The 14,143-nt window shown below is 68.4% G+C and carries 15 protein-coding genes; 9 read left to right on the top strand and 6 right to left on the bottom strand.

What is annotated here, in order from left to right:
- Nucleotides 1-2 precede the first annotated feature (2 nt).
- Complete coding sequence (locus ACZ6O0_RS25280) at nucleotides 3-764, top strand: ABC transporter permease (protein ID WP_465767439.1); 762 nt, start codon at nucleotides 3-5, stop codon at nucleotides 762-764.
- Between the two features lie 125 nt (nucleotides 765-889).
- On the opposite strand, the gene ACZ6O0_RS25275 is transcribed toward ACZ6O0_RS25280, so the two are convergent.
- Entirely contained in the window at nucleotides 890-2,068 is a 1,179-nt protein-coding gene (locus ACZ6O0_RS25275; RefSeq protein ID WP_465767438.1) for a cytochrome P450 family protein, read from the bottom strand.
- Between the two features lie 96 nt (nucleotides 2,069-2,164).
- Between ACZ6O0_RS25275 and ACZ6O0_RS25270 the strand changes: the two genes are divergently transcribed.
- Nucleotides 2,165-2,368, top strand: coding sequence for a hypothetical protein (locus ACZ6O0_RS25270; protein ID WP_465767437.1), 204 nt, complete (start codon nucleotides 2,165-2,167; stop codon nucleotides 2,366-2,368).
- A 75-nt stretch (nucleotides 2,369-2,443) separates the two neighbouring features.
- Here ACZ6O0_RS25270 and ACZ6O0_RS25265 read toward each other — a convergent pair whose 3' ends face one another.
- Nucleotides 2,444-3,547 (bottom strand): acyltransferase family protein, encoded by a 1,104-nt coding sequence (locus ACZ6O0_RS25265; RefSeq protein ID WP_465767436.1) that lies wholly within the window; start codon nucleotides 3,545-3,547, stop codon nucleotides 2,444-2,446.
- 152 nt (nucleotides 3,548-3,699) lie between these two features.
- On the opposite strand from ACZ6O0_RS25265, the gene ACZ6O0_RS25260 reads away from it, so the two are divergent.
- Together ACZ6O0_RS25260 and ACZ6O0_RS25255 are read left to right on the top strand one after the other, a co-directional pair.
- Nucleotides 3,700-4,932 (top strand): sensor histidine kinase, encoded by a 1,233-nt coding sequence (locus ACZ6O0_RS25260; protein WP_465767435.1) that lies wholly within the window; start codon nucleotides 3,700-3,702, stop codon nucleotides 4,930-4,932.
- On the top strand, nucleotides 4,917-5,570 hold the full coding sequence (locus ACZ6O0_RS25255; RefSeq protein ID WP_465767434.1) for a response regulator transcription factor: 654 nt from the start codon (nucleotides 4,917-4,919) through the stop codon (nucleotides 5,568-5,570). The genes ACZ6O0_RS25260 and ACZ6O0_RS25255 overlap by 16 nt, the downstream gene beginning before the upstream one ends.
- Here the strand turns inward: ACZ6O0_RS25255 and ACZ6O0_RS25250 are convergent.
- The gene (locus ACZ6O0_RS25250) at nucleotides 5,557-6,369 is read right to left on the bottom strand and encodes an alpha/beta hydrolase family protein (protein ID WP_465767433.1); all 813 of its coding nucleotides are present in this window, start codon (nucleotides 6,367-6,369) and stop codon (nucleotides 5,557-5,559) included. The two genes, ACZ6O0_RS25255 and ACZ6O0_RS25250, sit on opposite strands and share 14 nt — an antisense overlap.
- 132 nt (nucleotides 6,370-6,501) lie before the next feature.
- Between ACZ6O0_RS25250 and ACZ6O0_RS25245 the strand changes: the two genes are divergently transcribed.
- From ACZ6O0_RS25245 to ACZ6O0_RS25235, 3 genes are all read left to right on the top strand, one after another.
- Nucleotides 6,502-7,392 carry a MurR/RpiR family transcriptional regulator gene (locus ACZ6O0_RS25245; protein ID WP_465767432.1) on the top strand — a complete coding sequence of 297 codons (891 nt, stop codon included), beginning with the start codon at nucleotides 6,502-6,504 and terminating at the stop codon, nucleotides 7,390-7,392.
- 2 nt (nucleotides 7,393-7,394) lie between these two features.
- The gene (locus ACZ6O0_RS25240) at nucleotides 7,395-8,381 is read left to right on the top strand and encodes a proline racemase family protein (RefSeq protein WP_465767431.1); all 987 of its coding nucleotides are present in this window, start codon (nucleotides 7,395-7,397) and stop codon (nucleotides 8,379-8,381) included.
- Nucleotides 8,382-8,460: 79 nt separating this feature from the next.
- Nucleotides 8,461-8,784 carry a putative quinol monooxygenase gene (locus tag ACZ6O0_RS25235; protein WP_465767430.1) on the top strand — a complete coding sequence of 108 codons (324 nt, stop codon included), beginning with the start codon at nucleotides 8,461-8,463 and terminating at the stop codon, nucleotides 8,782-8,784.
- Nucleotide 8,785: 1 nt separating this feature from the next.
- Here ACZ6O0_RS25235 and ACZ6O0_RS25230 read toward each other — a convergent pair whose 3' ends face one another.
- Both ACZ6O0_RS25230 and ACZ6O0_RS25225 read right to left on the bottom strand, forming a co-directional pair.
- Nucleotides 8,786-9,871, bottom strand: coding sequence for a flavin-containing monooxygenase (locus ACZ6O0_RS25230; RefSeq protein ID WP_465767429.1), 1,086 nt, complete (start codon nucleotides 9,869-9,871; stop codon nucleotides 8,786-8,788).
- A gap of 100 nt (nucleotides 9,872-9,971) precedes the next feature.
- Nucleotides 9,972-11,531 (bottom strand): LuxR C-terminal-related transcriptional regulator, encoded by a 1,560-nt coding sequence (locus tag ACZ6O0_RS25225; protein WP_465767428.1) that lies wholly within the window; start codon nucleotides 11,529-11,531, stop codon nucleotides 9,972-9,974.
- A 46-nt stretch (nucleotides 11,532-11,577) separates the two neighbouring features.
- On the opposite strand from ACZ6O0_RS25225, the gene ACZ6O0_RS25220 reads away from it, so the two are divergent.
- Together ACZ6O0_RS25220 and ACZ6O0_RS25215 are read left to right on the top strand one after the other, a co-directional pair.
- Nucleotides 11,578-11,811, top strand: a complete 234-nt coding sequence (locus ACZ6O0_RS25220; RefSeq protein ID WP_465767427.1) for a hypothetical protein — start codon at nucleotides 11,578-11,580, stop codon at nucleotides 11,809-11,811.
- 140 nt (nucleotides 11,812-11,951) lie between these two features.
- On the top strand, nucleotides 11,952-13,256 hold the full coding sequence (locus tag ACZ6O0_RS25215) for a M23 family metallopeptidase (protein WP_465767426.1): 1,305 nt from the start codon (nucleotides 11,952-11,954) through the stop codon (nucleotides 13,254-13,256).
- On the opposite strand, the gene ACZ6O0_RS25210 is transcribed toward ACZ6O0_RS25215, so the two are convergent.
- Entirely contained in the window at nucleotides 13,243-14,133 is an 891-nt protein-coding gene (locus ACZ6O0_RS25210; protein WP_465767425.1) for a COG1470 family protein, read from the bottom strand. The two genes, ACZ6O0_RS25215 and ACZ6O0_RS25210, sit on opposite strands and share 14 nt — an antisense overlap.
- Nucleotides 14,134-14,143: the final 10 nt, after the last annotated feature.

Here is a 14,143-nt window from a genome sequence, read left to right as displayed (position 1 = left end):
ACATGTCATTCCAGGGAATCTCGGACGCGGTGACGATGATGGATCGCAGCGTCCGGCTCGCGCGGCGGAACGTCGACACGCTGTTCGCCTCGATCCTGATGCCGCTGCTGATGATGGCGCTGTTCGTGTACGTGTTCGGCGGGGCGATCAGCACCGGCACGGAGTACATCAACTACGTCGTCCCCGGGATCCTGCTGCTCACCACCGGGTACGGCGCCGCGTCGACGGCGATGGTGGTCGCGGACGACATGCACAGCGGGATGATCGACCGGCTGCGCTCGCTGCCGATCCGCAGCTTCGCCGTCCTGACCGGCCATGTCACCGGGAGTGTCGCGCGGAACGCCGCGTCAACAGCCATCGTCATCCTCGCCTCGCTGGCGATGGGGTTCCGGCCGGCCGGAGGCGTGCTCGACTGGCTCGCGACGATCGGGTTGCTGTTGCTCTACGTCCTCGCGCTGTCGTGGCTCGCGGCCGGGCTCGGCGTGATCGCGAAGTCGGTCGAATCGGCCAGCACGCTGAGTTTCTTCATGCTCTTCCTGCCCTACCTGAGCAGCGCGTTCGTCCGGCCCGAGACGATGCCGTCGTGGTTACGGCCGGTCAGTGAGCACCAGCCGATCACGCCGGTGATCGAGACCGTGCGCAGTCTTCTGATCGGGACGCCGATGGGGAACAACGGCTGGATCGCACTCGCGTGGTGTTGTGGTCTACTCCTGTTCTCGGTCACGCTGGCGACTTGGTTGTACCGGAAGCGAACCAGCCATTGAGCGCAGGTTTGGTGCCTTTCGACGAGCTGGGTTCGCGCATGACCCCCTCGCCTTGTTAACGTCAAAGTCCCCCCAACGTGTGGTGGTCCCACTCCCCCCGGGACCCACACGGACAAGCGCCCCGGTCATCGATCGGGGCGCTCTGTTTTGGTCAGCACCGGGAGCTCGAGGAGTCCGCGGGTACGGATCGTGTCGCGCCAGCGCAGCTCGGATCGCGGGACGGCGAGGGCCAACTCAGGGGTGTGGTCGAGCAGCGCCTCGAGCGCGATCGCGATCTCGAGCCGGGCCAGTGGCGCACCGAGGCAGTAGTGGATGCCGTGACCGAGTGCGAGATGCCCGCCGGCGACGCGGTCGAAGTCCACCCGGTCCGGGTCCGCGAACCGGCTCGCATCCCGGTTCGCCGACGACAGCCCGAGCAGCACGGTCTCCCCCGCCGGGATCACCACGCCACCGATCTCCACGTCTTCCGTCGGGAACCGCCTGATCGCGAGCGGCGCGGGCCCGTCGTACCGCATCAATTCCTCGACGGCGCCGGGCAGGAGCGACCGGTCCCGGAGCAGCTGGTCCCAGAGGGCCGGGTCGTCGAGCAGTGCGAGCGTCGCGTTGCCGATCAGGTGAACGACGTTCTCGTAACCGGCGAACAGGATCAGGAAGATCAGTGACGTCAACTCGTCGTCGGTCAGCCGATCGTCGTCGTCCCGCGCCGCGATCAGGTCGCTGACCAGATCGTCGCCGGGCACCGACCGCTTGCTCGCGATCAGCTCCGCGAAGAACCGCAGCATCGCGCCGATCGCCGATCGAGCCTCGTCCGGGCCCGCTGGCGCGAGCATGGTGTCCGTCCAGGCCCGGAAGTCGGTCCGGATGTCCTCCGGTACGCCGAGCAAGTCGCAGATCACCGTGATCGGTAGGGGTGCCGCGTAGTCCGCGACCAGGTCCGCCCGGCCCTCACGGACGACGGGTTCGAGCAGGGCGCGCGCCGTACGACGGATCGGGTCGGCCAGCGCGACGACGCGGGCCGGGGTGAAGGCGCGGGCGACGAGGGCCCGGATGCGGGTGTGGTCGGGCGGGTCCAGGTTGAGCAGGTTCGCGTCGAGGGCGGGCGGGAGGCTCAGCCCGCGGTAGTTCCCGGGCAGTGCATGCCGCTTGTCGACGGACAGCCGTGGGTCGGCGAGGGCCCGGCGGACGTCGTCGTACCGGGTGACGAGCCAGGAGGGACTTCCGTCGGGTCCGGCGATGCGATGGACCGGCCCGGAGAGGCGGAGGGCGGAGTAGGCGGCGTACGGATCGCTCGGAGTGATCGTCACCGCGCCAAAACTAGCCAAAAAACTTGTCGCGGTGGTGTCGATTCCGGCACCCCTGGTGCGACGTACCAGTAAGAGCGACCAAAGGAGAGGGTCAGGATGAACACCACCGCAACCACCGAGAACATGATCATCACGATGCTGTCCGAGGGCAGCCCGGTCTGGTACGTCGCCGGCATGGTCAACATGCGCAGCCACGACGTGTACGAGATCGGCCGCACGGCCGGCTACCCGGACAAGGCCAAACTGCGCCGGGCCGTCTGGGCCGCGAAGAACCGCAACCGCGTGCCGCAAGCCGCCTGACCCACCCGTCCAGGCCGCTCTACAGCAAACGTCAGCCGCTGCTGCCCATGCCGGGCACAGCGGCTGACGTCTGTCTCAGAGCACTCGCCGTACGCCGGGTAGCCGCCGGACCGGTCCGGCGAGCAGGAAGCAGGCCGGCAGCACCACGACCGCCGCGATCCCGACCTTGACCAGGGACGGCAGCTCGAACATCCCGAGCACCCGGCCGGCCGCGGTCACCAGCAATGCGTGGATGACATAGACGGTGAACACGTGAGCGGACAGGTACCGGCGCACCCGGCCCTGCGTGTTGAACCTCCGCCGGAAGAACGTGAGCAGCGCGAGAACGAGGCCGACCGAGAAGGTCGAGTCCCACAGCGCGTAGAAGAGTGAGCTCAGCGAACCATGCCCGACCCACGCTCCGCTCCCGTCGCCGATCGCGGGCGGGAGGAACACCAGAGTGGCCCCGACGGCCAGGCCGAGTCCGACCTTGCCCGTCCTGGCGGACGTGGTCTGGAACCACCCACGCCGATACGCCACCGCCCCCACGACGAAGAAGCTGACGTACTGCGGCAGGTAGTCCGCGCTCGGGAAGTCGATCACCGGTACGCCGTACCCCATCGGGATCACGATCCGCAGCACGTACGTCGCCACCGCGAGCGCCACCACGAACGCGAGCACCATGCGGACCGTGAGCGGCTTGGGATCGCGGACCCGTGACCCGGTCAGCTGACGGAGTCCGGCGTACGACGCATCGAGCACGAGCAACGCGAGCACGAACCACAGCGGCCCGGAACCGATGGTGCGCAGGTAACTGCCGGAGCCGAGGTACAGGATCGGGTTGAGGACGAAGTAGAACACCAGCAACGGGATCCCGAGCCGGATCAGCCGGTCGCGGAGGAAGGCGCGCGGTCCCTTGCGGTCGTACGACGCGGGCGAGAAGTACCCGGACAGCAGGAAGAACGCGCCCATGAACCAGGCCTGGTTGAGCATCACGAACACCGACAGGCCGAGCCCGGCGGCTCCACTGGTCGGCGTCTCGGTGTAGTACCAGGCGGGGAGCCCGGTGTAGATGCACGCGATGTGGTGCAGGATCACCAGCGAGATCAGCACGATCCGCAGGTTGTCGACGAACCACAGTCGCGACGCGGCGGTGGTGATCGGGGCGGCTGACGTGTCCGGAAGCGTGTTGTTCGGCATGGCTCCGACGCTACGGAGAGTGCCGGCGGCCCGATATGCGGCTGGACGGACAGTGGGGTGGGGCTAGCCCTACTTCAGCGTCGATCCGGCCGATTTCGCGGTGGGGATGGTGCACAGTGAAATCACCAACCGTAACGAGGAAGAGGTTTTCGATGGCGTGGGTAGCGAGGGCCGGCGTGGGGTTCGTCCGGGCGTGCATCGTCGTGGCGATCAGCCTGATCGTGCCGGCCGTGTGGGCTTCCGCCGTACTGGTGGCGATCTGGTGGCGGAACCCGTGGACCTGGATCGCGCCGCTGGTGTGGGCCGGCGTCGGCACTGTCCTGCTCGTCCGGCCGGTCTGCGGGATCGTCCGTACGCTCGTCGCCCGGTGGACCGGCACGGTGATCCCGGCCGGCTATCGGGAGCGCGGGCCGGTGACCCAGCTGTCCACCGGCTACTGGTGGAACGGCCATTCGTACGAACGCAGCCGCCGGGACGCCGAGAAGGATCTGGCGATGCGGGTGCGGTGGACGGATCCGGCGAACTGGCGGGATCTGCGGTTCGCCGCGATCTTGGCGGTGACGGCCGGGCCGGCCGCCGCGATTCCGCCGGCTGGGGTTGCCGCAGCGGTGCTCGGGTTCGCGCGGTCGATGCCCGTGCTCGGAGTCGTCGGCCTGGCGGTGGCGGTGGCGAGTGCGCCGTACGCGTGGCTTGCGTTCGGGCCGATCGCCGTACTGTTCCTGCGCCCGACGCCGGCGATGGCCCTGTCGGACCGAGTCGACGAGCTGACCGCGCAGCGGGCGGACGCGACGATCGCGCAGGCCGCCGAGATCCGCCGGATCGAGCGGGATCTGCACGACGGAGCGCAGGCGCGGCTGGTCGCGCTCGGGCTGTCGCTGGCGACGGCGGAGAAGCTGATGGAGACCAACCCGGCGCAGGCCAAGGCGCTGCTCAAGGAAGCCCGGGTCGGCGCGGCCACCTCGCTGTCCGAGCTCCGTGAACTGGTCCGCGGCATCAACCCACCGGTGCTGAACGAGCGCGGGCTGGTGGACGCCGTACGCGCGTTGGCCCTGGACAGCTCGCTGGAGACGGAGGTCAGCGCCGACGGTGAACTGCGGCTGGACCCGCCGATCGAGTCCGCCATGTACTTCGGAATCGCCGAACTGCTGACCAACGCGGTGAAGCACGCCCAGGCCGACCAGGCCCGGATCACGATCACGCACGACGACACCGCCATCGTGGTCACCGTCGAGGACGACGGCCGGGGCGGCGCCGAGGCGAATGCGGCCGGCGGGCTCGGCGGGCTGCGCCGACGGCTCGCGGCGTTCGACGGGTCGCTGGAGATCAGCAGCCCGGCCGGTGGCCCGACGCGTGCGAAGATGACGGTGCCATGCGAATCCTTGTAGCCGAAGACCTCTACCTGCTGCGGGACGGGATGGTTCGCCTGATCGAGGCCTACGGCAACGAGGTCGTGGCGACGGCGACCACCGGGCCCGAAACACTCGACGCGCTGCTGAAGTGGCGGCCGGACGTCTCGGTGATCGACGTCCGGATGCCACCGACGCAGACGGACGAGGGCCTGCGAGCCGCCCTCGCCGCCCGCCGCGAGGTGCCTGGCCTGCCGGTGCTGATCCTGTCCCAGCACGTCGAGCAGCTGTACGCGCGCGAGCTCCTGACCGACGGCGCCAGCGGCGTCGGCTACCTGCTCAAGGAGAGCGTCTTCGAGGCCGATCAGTTCATCGACGCACTGGAACGCGTAGCCGCCGGCGGGACCGCCATGGACCCGGCCGTCATCTCCAAACTGCTCTCCAGCGGTACGGCCAACAAGCGACTCGACCGGCTCTCCGAGCGCGAGCACGACGTACTCGGCCTGATGGCCGAAGGCCTGTCCAACCAGGCGATCCGGCAACGGCTGTTCCTGAGCGAGAGTGCGATCAGCAAGCACACCACGTCGCTGTTCGGCAAGCTCGGTCTGACCGACGACGACACCAGCAACCGCCGCGTCCTCGCCGTACTGACCTACCTGGGGCTCACCGGTTCTTGAGTTGGTCTGTGAAGAAGCGTTCGACCGTCGGGAGGATCTTGCGGCCCGAGTGGGCGGCGCCCTCGACCAGGTCGAAGGTGATGTCCAGACCGTGCGACCGGTAGTTCTTCTCCAGCGTCCGGAGGCGTTCGATCCGGGTGCTGCCGGTGAGCTCGGCGCCGTCCATCCAGTTGGACTCGCCGGGGTTCATGATCTCCCAGCTCTCGACGTCCTCGGTGCCGACGACGAGCTGGATCGGCACCCGGCGGAGGGCGTCGAAGTCGATCGGCTGGCCGAACTTCTCCTCGAACCCCTTCGTCCCCAGCCACCACGGCAACGTGTCGTCCAGCTGGGTGATCCGCCCGGGCGCGCCGATCGACACGGCGGCCAGGCGCTCCGGATGCAGGTAGAGGAAGCGATGCGTGAACTGCCCGCCGCCGGAGAACCCGTGCAGGTAGAACTGCTCGGCGGCCACCGGGAAACGAGACGCGACCTCGTCCACGATCGCCAGCAGCATCCGGTCGAACCGGATCCCCCGGTACTCGATGAACTTGAAGTTGTGCAGGTCGTTCGGATCCACCAGCCCGGCCGGGAAGATCGGCGTCAGGACCACCACGCCCTGGTCCTCGGCCCAGTCCTTCAGCTGGTTGCGGTAGTTCGTCGCCGACCGGGCCGTTCCGTGCTGCACCACCACCAGCGGCGCACGGTCGTCATCGGTCAGGCGCTGCGGTACGTACAGGCAGTAGTGCAGCCGGGGATCCGCCTGCGACGCGAAGATCGGCGTCGCGCCACGCTGGTAGAAGGCCGAGGTATCAGTCATGGACGTCCTTCGGTGAGATCGGCATCGGGGTGCAGGCATGCTGGGGCCCGCATGAGCTTCCTTACGATGTATTACAGAACCAGCTCTGTTGGATGGTTTGTTACAGCGGCGATGGGAACGGATGATACACAGATGGCCGATGAGGTAGCAGGGGTTACGAAGAATCCGGCGCTGGCCGATCTCCGCCGGCGCATCCGCGAGCACTGGGACGAGTTCACGCCCGCGTCCCGCGCGGTCTGCCGGTCGCTGTCGGAGATCTCGCCGGAGCGACTGCTCTACCTGTCCGCGCAGGAGCTCGGTCAGGCGAGCAAGACCAGCAACGCGACGGTCATCCGGACCCTGCAGTCCCTCGGGTACGCCGGCCTGGCCGAGCTGAAGGATCTCGTCGCCTCGCCGTTCCAGCACCAGAGCCGCCGGGAAGAGAGACTGCAGAGCCGGCTGGCAGCCACCGGCGGCGACCCCAAGCACGTCTGGGACCGGGTCATCACCGAGGCGATCGAGCGGATCGAGTTCCTCAACCAGCACATGTCCATGGACGCGTTCCAGGAGGCCGTCCGGCTGATAGTGAACGCGCGCGAGGTGGTGGCGTACGGGTTCGGCGCCAACTACGTCGCCGCGGAGCACCTCACGCTGAAGCTGCGCCGGTTCGGACTCCGCAGCCGGTGCATCCAGACGGCCGGCTTCCGCCTGGCCGACGACCTGCTCGCGGTCGGGCCCGACGACGTGGTGATCGTGATCGCGCCCGGCCGGCTCCTCATCGACGCGGAGATCGTGATCGACCGGGCCCGCGCGGTCGGGGCCGGCATCATCCTGCTCAGCGAGCAGATCATCGCCGAGCAGCTGGCCGGTGACGTGACGGTCGCGGTCCACGTGCCGAACACGGTCACCGGAATCACCGCGGAGGTGCTCACCACCATCGTGACCGCCGACGCCCTGGCCCAGGCCGTCGCGGCGGCGGACACCGAGCGGACCCTGGAGTCCGCGCACACGCTCGAGTCGCTCCGACAGCAGCTGGGGTTCTGACCGTGAATGCGGTGAGCGTCGTCGACTACCACACGGCCGGCGAGCCCTTCCGGATCGTCACTTCCGTGGAGGTCCCCGGGACGTCGGTGCCCGACCGGCGGGTGACCGCCCAGTCGTCCGAGGCGATCGACGCGGTTCGCCGGCTCCTGGTGAACGAACCGCGTGGACACGCGGACATGTACGGCTGTTTCGTTGTCCCAGGCAACGATGACGGCGCGGACTTCGGCGTGCTGTTCTGGCACAAGGACGGCTACTCGACCGCGTGCGGGCACGGGACGATCGCGCTCGGGACGTGGGCGGTGGAGACCGGGCTGGTTCCGGCGGCCGCGGACGGCGACACGGACGTGGTGATCGACGTACCGTCCGGACGGGTCGTTGCCCGGGTCACCTGTTCCGGCGGCGCCGTCACGGGCGTTGCCTTTCGCAACGTTCCGGCGTACGTCGTGTCCCGGGGTGTGCCCGTGTCCACGTCGCGGGGTGAGGTGGTGGCGGACATCAGCTTCGGCGGGGCGTTCTACGCGTCGGTGCCGGCGTCGTCGGTCGGGCTCTCGGTCGAGCCCTCGTCGTACGCCGGGCTCGTCGCGATCGGGCGTGAGATCAAGTGGGCGCTCGACCCGGTGGCCGTACATCCCACGGATCCCCGGCTGAGCGGTCTCTACGGGACCATCCTGTACGACGACCTCGGCTCCGTGGACGGTGATCCGCACCAGCGGAACATCGCCATCTTCGCCGACGGTGAGGCCGACCGCTCCCCCTGCGGCTCGGGGACGTCGGCCCGGCTGGCGTTGCTGCATGACGAGGGCCGGCTGGGTCCCGGTCAGGTGTTGCACCACGACTCCATCGTCGGGACCACGTTCGTCGGCCGGGTGGTCGAGGAGACCGCCGCGGGCGTCGTCACCGAGGTGGCCGGCGCCGCCTACCGCACCGGCACCGCCACCTTCACCCTCGACCCCCGGGACCCCGTGGGTACCGGGTTCACGCTGCGCTGATCTCAGATTGCGACGACGACCCCGGCGCGGTGACCGATAGCATCGACCCGGTCCCATCGATTCAGCGGAGGTTAGCCCCATGATCTTCATCACCGCCAAGTTCCGCGTGAAGCCCGAGCATGCGGAGAACTGGTCGTCCATCACCGCGGACTTCACCGCGGCGACCCGGAGCGAGCCGGGCTGCCTGTGGTTCGACTGGTCCCGTTCCCTCGACGACGCCGCCGAGTACGTCCTGGTCGAAGCCTTCGCCGACGACGCCGCCGCCTCCGCCCACGTCACGTCGGACCACTTCAAGGCCGCCCAGCAACACCTCCCCCGGCACCTGGTCGAGACCCCGCGCATCGTCAACTTCAAACTCGACCAGAACGACTGGTCCGAACTCGGCGAACTCGAGGTCAAATAGCTCAGACCTCGCTGGGGGTCTCGGTCCGGGTCGTCCGCTGCGCCAGGTGGCGGACGACGTACGCCGCGTCCTTGCCGACTCCGCCGACGGTGTGGGAGTTGAACATGTACTCGAACTGCTGGCCGAGGACGTAGAGGCCGGGTTGGCCGATCACCGCGCCGCGCTCGGTGGCGAGGCGTCCGGACGAGTCCAGGCCGGGCAGGTCGATCCAGCTGAAGCCGGGGGTGAACCCGGTGCACCAGATGACGTTGGCGACGTCGAGGCGTACGCCGTCCTCGGTCTGCGGGCGTCCGTCCACCACGGCCTCGACGCGGGCGACCCGTTCGATGCCGGCGGCAACGAGATCCTTCTCCTTCTGCCGGATCAGGAACTCGCTGTGGCCGGCGAGGGACTCGGCCTGGATCTTCCGGCCCGGCTTCTTGTCCTCGGTCAGGATGTGCTCCCACACCCACCAGATCACCGGGAAGAACACCTTGCCCTGCCAACTGCGGATCTCGATCGGGATGTAGCCGACGTTGCGCCCGGACAGCAGCACCTTGTGGTCCTTGGCGACGTCGACCCCGATCTCGGCCCCGGAGTTCCCGGCGCCGACGATCAGCACGGTGCCCGGCTGCAGCTGCCCGGGGTTGCGGTAGTCGGCGGAGTGCAGTTGCACGATGTCGGCCGCCAGCTCACTCGCGAAGGCCGGCGTCTTCGGCACCCGGTGATAGCCGGTCGCCAGGATCACGTTGCGGGTGACGAACGACTCCGCCCCGGCGGTGACGCGGAAGCCGTCGCCCTCGCGGAACAACCCGTCCACGTGGGTTCCCAGCCGGATCGGCAGCTCGAACCGTTCGGCGTACCGCTCCAGGTAGGCGACCATCTCGTCCCGCGACGGGAATCGGTAGGAGCCGCCGAACTTGACGCCGGGCAGCCCGTTGTGACCGGCCGGGGTGAACAGCGCGAGCGAGTCCCACCGCTCGAGCCACGATCCGCCGACCCGATCGGCCGCGTCCAGGATCACGAACGGCTCACCGCGCTGGGCGAGGTGGTAGCCCGCCGACAGACCGGCCTGGCCGGCTCCGATCACTACTGTTTCGTACTGCATGGTTTTCCTCCTTCGATGGTGCTTCGAAGGTAGGAATCCCGGCTGGGGTGCCGCGTCGGCGAAATCACCCAACCGCGTCGGCTGGGTCTGTGGGTACCCGTCAGACCAGCTTGTGCTCGAAGCCGTACGCCGTCGCCGCGGACCGGGACGAGACGCCGAGCTTGGTGAAGATGTTGCTCACGTGCCGGTCGACGGTCCGTTCGCTCAGCACCAACTGGGCCGCGATCGCCCGATTCGTGGCCCCGGTGGCGACAAGCCGTAGTACTTCGATCTCGCGCGGTGAGAGCAGCCGATCCGTGGGCTCGGTGTACGCACCCAGCTTCTCGAAGGTCGCTCGCGCGGTAGCGGTCTCCCGGTCCGCGGACTCGTCGTCACCGAGCGCACGGCACGCGTCCGCGATCAGCAGGCGAGTACGCCCCTCCTGGTACGGCGCTCGCAGTTCGACCCATTTCCGGAGCGCCGACCGTGCTGGGGGCAGGGCGGCATCCGGCCGCTGCTCGGCGAGCCGGACCATCGCCTGCGCCTGCGCACTCGAGGCCTCCACGAGCGTCGTCCGCAACCGGTCCGCGAGGACGCGCAGCCCCTCGGCAGCGTCGGCGGCCGACCCGACGTCACCCACCGCCAGCAGGATCTCGGTCGCGGCCAGGTGAAGCTCCACGCGTTTCGCGTCGGCCTGTGACTCGGCCAGCCGGCGCTTGATCATCGCGGCGGCGGCCTCGGTGCTGCCCTGGGCGAGACGCAACAGGGCCAGCCCGGGCTGGGGGTCGTAGCCGAGGCTGCTTGCCTCGGCGAAGCACTCTTCAGCCGAATCGAAGCGTCCTTGGAGCCGGTCCAGCTCGCCACGGACGTACGCCGCGCAACCGGCTGCCCACACGTCGACATCCGCCGTGCTGACCGCGGCCAGGTCGGTGCGGGCGTCGGTCCAGGCGCCACGCAGTTGTTTCAGCTCGGCCCGGCGTACCTTGCACTCGCCGGTGAAGTTGCCCAGGTCCGGCTGGGCCTCGCACCACCGCGCCATCGCGGTCGTCCACTCCTCAGCGCGCCGCAGCTCGTACGCCGTCCAGCAGCCGAGGATCGCGCCGCAGTAGACGATCCCGGTCACCATCGGCGAGAGCGAACCCGAGCTCAGCTCCACCATGGCCTCGTCCAGCTTCGCCAGACCGTCAGCCACCTGTCCGGCCTCGAGCAGGAACAGACCCTCCTGGTGCAACGCCAGCCCGACCAGGTCCCTGCTGCCGAGCCGGCGCCCCGCGGCAACCGCCTCGGCACTGATCGCGACCGCCTGCTCCGGACTGGTCGCCGCGAAGGCCTGACTCATCCTGAGGTAGGCAGCCGGCACCGAGTCCGTCCCGTCCTCCTCGACCAGCCCCTTCGCACGAGCCATCCAGCCACCGCCGGTCGCCACCTCACCGACGAACGTCCGCTGCATCCCGGTCCACAACGCCGCCGCGGCCGCCCCCAGCAGGTCGCCCCGCTGGAGCAACTCGTCGTACGCGCGCTCTCGAATGGCGTGATAGTCCTCCATCCGCCCCAGCAGCATCGCGGTGACCGCATACCGATCCAAATCCTCGGCATCCAGCCCATCCGCCGCCGCAAACAACTCGTACGCCCGCCCCCACGCGCGCGCCTCATAAGCCCGTCGAGCCTCAGCTACCCCCATCCGATCAGTATTACCGCGCTCGATCCGGGCCGGTAAGACTGGGGCCATGAGTCACCAACTGACCGTCGCCTCGCTCAACACCCGGGGTATCCCGCTGGTCGGCTCCCAACTGAGCGAGCGGTACACGGCGATCGCCGGTGCGTTCGAGGCGTCCGAGGTGGACGTGGTGAACTTCTTTGCCGACCGCCGGCCGATGCCGAGCGGTTCGGGGTACCTCACCGACCACCTGGGTTTGCAGGTGACGCTGACCTGTCCCGGAGAGGTGGGAGTCAGGTCCTGAGTGGGATCTGGGAGGTGGTGCCCTGGCTGGTGGGGCAGGGCGGCGGTGAGGGTCGGGGTATGACTACCTCTACTGGTTTTGCCCCGCGTCAACGGCGCAGGGGTCGTACGGCGCTCATCCTCGGGGGCGTCGGGATTGCCATGGCGTTGTTGGATCTCGGCGTCGCGCCTGTGCCTGTTGGTCTCTGCGTGATCGGGCTGCTGCTCGCGTGGCTCACCTCGACGGACACCGGCTATGTCGGACTCGGTCGGCGCAACGTCGCGATCGGTGTGGTCGTTGTCGCTGGTTGCGCGGTGCTGGCGCTCGTGCCGGTGTTGACGCGGGTCCTGGTCGCGTTACCGGGCAGCCCGGAGATCGCTTTCAACGGACTGCTTGTCCTCGCCCTCGCCGTGATCGCTCTCCCGCTCGGGTTGACCCGGGTGGACGGACCGGCGCCCCGCTTCGACGTCACCCGACGTACTGCGCAGCTTGCGGTGACGGGCTTTGTCGTCGGGGCGGTGTGCTTCACCAGCGGCATCACGTTCCTTGGGCTGGTCGCACTGGTCTACCTGGTGGTGCCTGTGCTGATCGTGTCGAGGTTGCGGCAGCGGCGGTCCGGCACCGGCCGTCGGCTGTCCGTCATCCACCTGGTTTTCTGGACCCTCGTCGCACTGACGATCCTGCCGGGGACGTACGACGTACTGCGGGCGGACTTCGGGAATGCCTACCCGATCTTCATCGTCGGCATGATCGTGCTGCCGGCAGCCGCGATCCTGATTCCCCGGCGCCGCACCTTCGCGGCGACCAACGCACTGGTCGCCATCGGCTCCGTCTTCCTCGCCGCCCAGCTCGCGATCACCTTCCGCCCGGCGAGCGACGGTGTCGCCATCGACTCACCGCTGACAGGCGAGTGGTACGTCGGGCACGGGGGAAACGCCGAACTGGTGAACTACCACCACATCGCGGCGAACCAGCGAGACGCGCTCGACATCCTCAAGGTGCACGACAACAGCACTCACACCGGTGCCGGACGCAACCTGGACGACTACTACGCCTTCGGTGAGCCAGTGCTGGCCCCAGGCGACGGTGTGGTCACGGAAGCCATCAGCACGCTCCCCGACCAGCCGGTCGGAAGCGTTGACCTCGATCACCCCGAGGGCAACGTCCTGATCGTCGACATCGGTGCCGGCCGCTTCGTCGTACTCGCCCATCTGCGGCAGAACAGCTTGCAGGTCTCCGCAGGCGACCGGGTGCACGCCGGCCAGCCCATCGCTCAGGTCGGCAACTCAGGAAACACCGACGAACCCCACCTGCACCTGCAGATCCAGAACCGGCCTCAGCTCGACGCCAGCCAGTACAACCCAGGCCTGACCACGTCCGCTGTCTTCCTCCGGAACACGACCGTCAACGGCCAGTTCCACCCGCAGACCGCCCTCCGCAGAGGCGATCACTTCAGGTCCGCTTGATCAGCCGATAGGCACCGAAGACAAGCGCAGCGAGAACAACTACGAGTACTAGCAGCACCCAGGGGAACGTCCAGGTGTGCGTGGTGGTCGTGACGGTGTCCAGTGTTGCGGTCGAGCCGGCCGCGTCCATGAGCAATGGGAGAAGAGTGACCTTGCCGGTGAGCCGGAGGATCGGTGTGACGCCGTGGACCGTCGTACTGACCTTCCAGGTCTCCCCCGGCAGGAGCTGAGGTGTGTCGGCGGCCGTGCTCGCATCCTTGCTCTTGAAGAGGGCGGAGACGGCGGTCGACGGCCTGGCCGCGAGCATGGTGTTGCCGGTGTTGTGGATCGTGTAGGTGAGGGTCGCGTCACCCTTGCCGGAGTAGCGCAGGTGTACGTCGTCGACCGACATGGCCGGCTTGAGCTCACCACTCACGCGGACACGGATGCGAATGGCCAGCCGGTGGTTCTCCAGCGATGTGATGATGCCACCCATGTGGTCACCTGGTGTGGCATCTGCGGGGACCTGCAGAGTGAACGGCAGCAGGGCGGAGTGCCCTGGCTGCACGGTCAGCTGACTCTGCGGTGTGTGCACCCACGTACCGACACCCGTCGACTTCGCGTCCTGGGTGAGCAGGTCGAGCTTGCCGGCGTCAGTGGTGAACCCGTCGGCGGCGTACACAGCCAGAGTCAGCGGTGTCTTGCCGCTGTTGGCGACGACGAGGCCGTCCTCGACCTGTCCGCCCGGGTTCACGGTGTAGCTGTAGTTCGGCCGGTCCGCGCCGTAGCTGTTGGCGGCGGTGCTCACCGTCCAGGGAACGTCGTCGTCAGCTCGGGCGGTGCCGCCAGTGGCGATCACGCTGAGCGCTACCAAGACTGCCGCGAATACTCCGCGCATTACTTCCTCT

This window comes from Kribbella sp. NPDC048837 (genome assembly GCF_055586945.1).
This window is presented reverse-complemented; position numbering and strand designations above follow the sequence as displayed.

Coding starts and splice junctions, on each gene's coding strand:
- ACZ6O0_RS25280 (WP_465767439.1), top strand. CDS start 3: ATGTCATTCCAGGGAATCTCGGACGCGGTGACGATGATGGATCGCAGC.
- ACZ6O0_RS25235 (WP_465767430.1), top strand. CDS start 8,461: ATGATCTTCATCACCGCCAAGTTCCGCGTGAAGCCCGAGCATGCGGAG.
- ACZ6O0_RS25250 (WP_465767433.1), bottom strand. CDS start 6,369: ATGACTGATACCTCGGCCTTCTACCAGCGTGGCGCGACGCCGATCTTC.
- ACZ6O0_RS25215 (WP_465767426.1), top strand. CDS start 11,952: ATGGCGTTGTTGGATCTCGGCGTCGCGCCTGTGCCTGTTGGTCTCTGC.
- ACZ6O0_RS25245 (WP_465767432.1), top strand. CDS start 6,502: ATGGCCGATGAGGTAGCAGGGGTTACGAAGAATCCGGCGCTGGCCGAT.
- ACZ6O0_RS25230 (WP_465767429.1), bottom strand. CDS start 9,871: ATGCAGTACGAAACAGTAGTGATCGGAGCCGGCCAGGCCGGTCTGTCG.
- ACZ6O0_RS25260 (WP_465767435.1), top strand. CDS start 3,700: ATGGCGTGGGTAGCGAGGGCCGGCGTGGGGTTCGTCCGGGCGTGCATC.
- ACZ6O0_RS25265 (WP_465767436.1), bottom strand. CDS start 3,547: ATGCCGAACAACACGCTTCCGGACACGTCAGCCGCCCCGATCACCACC.
- ACZ6O0_RS25220 (WP_465767427.1), top strand. CDS start 11,578: ATGAGTCACCAACTGACCGTCGCCTCGCTCAACACCCGGGGTATCCCG.
- ACZ6O0_RS25210 (WP_465767425.1), bottom strand. CDS start 14,133: ATGCGCGGAGTATTCGCGGCAGTCTTGGTAGCGCTCAGCGTGATCGCC.
- ACZ6O0_RS25270 (WP_465767437.1), top strand. CDS start 2,165: ATGAACACCACCGCAACCACCGAGAACATGATCATCACGATGCTGTCC.
- ACZ6O0_RS25225 (WP_465767428.1), bottom strand. CDS start 11,531: ATGGGGGTAGCTGAGGCTCGACGGGCTTATGAGGCGCGCGCGTGGGGG.
- ACZ6O0_RS25255 (WP_465767434.1), top strand. CDS start 4,917: ATGCGAATCCTTGTAGCCGAAGACCTCTACCTGCTGCGGGACGGGATG.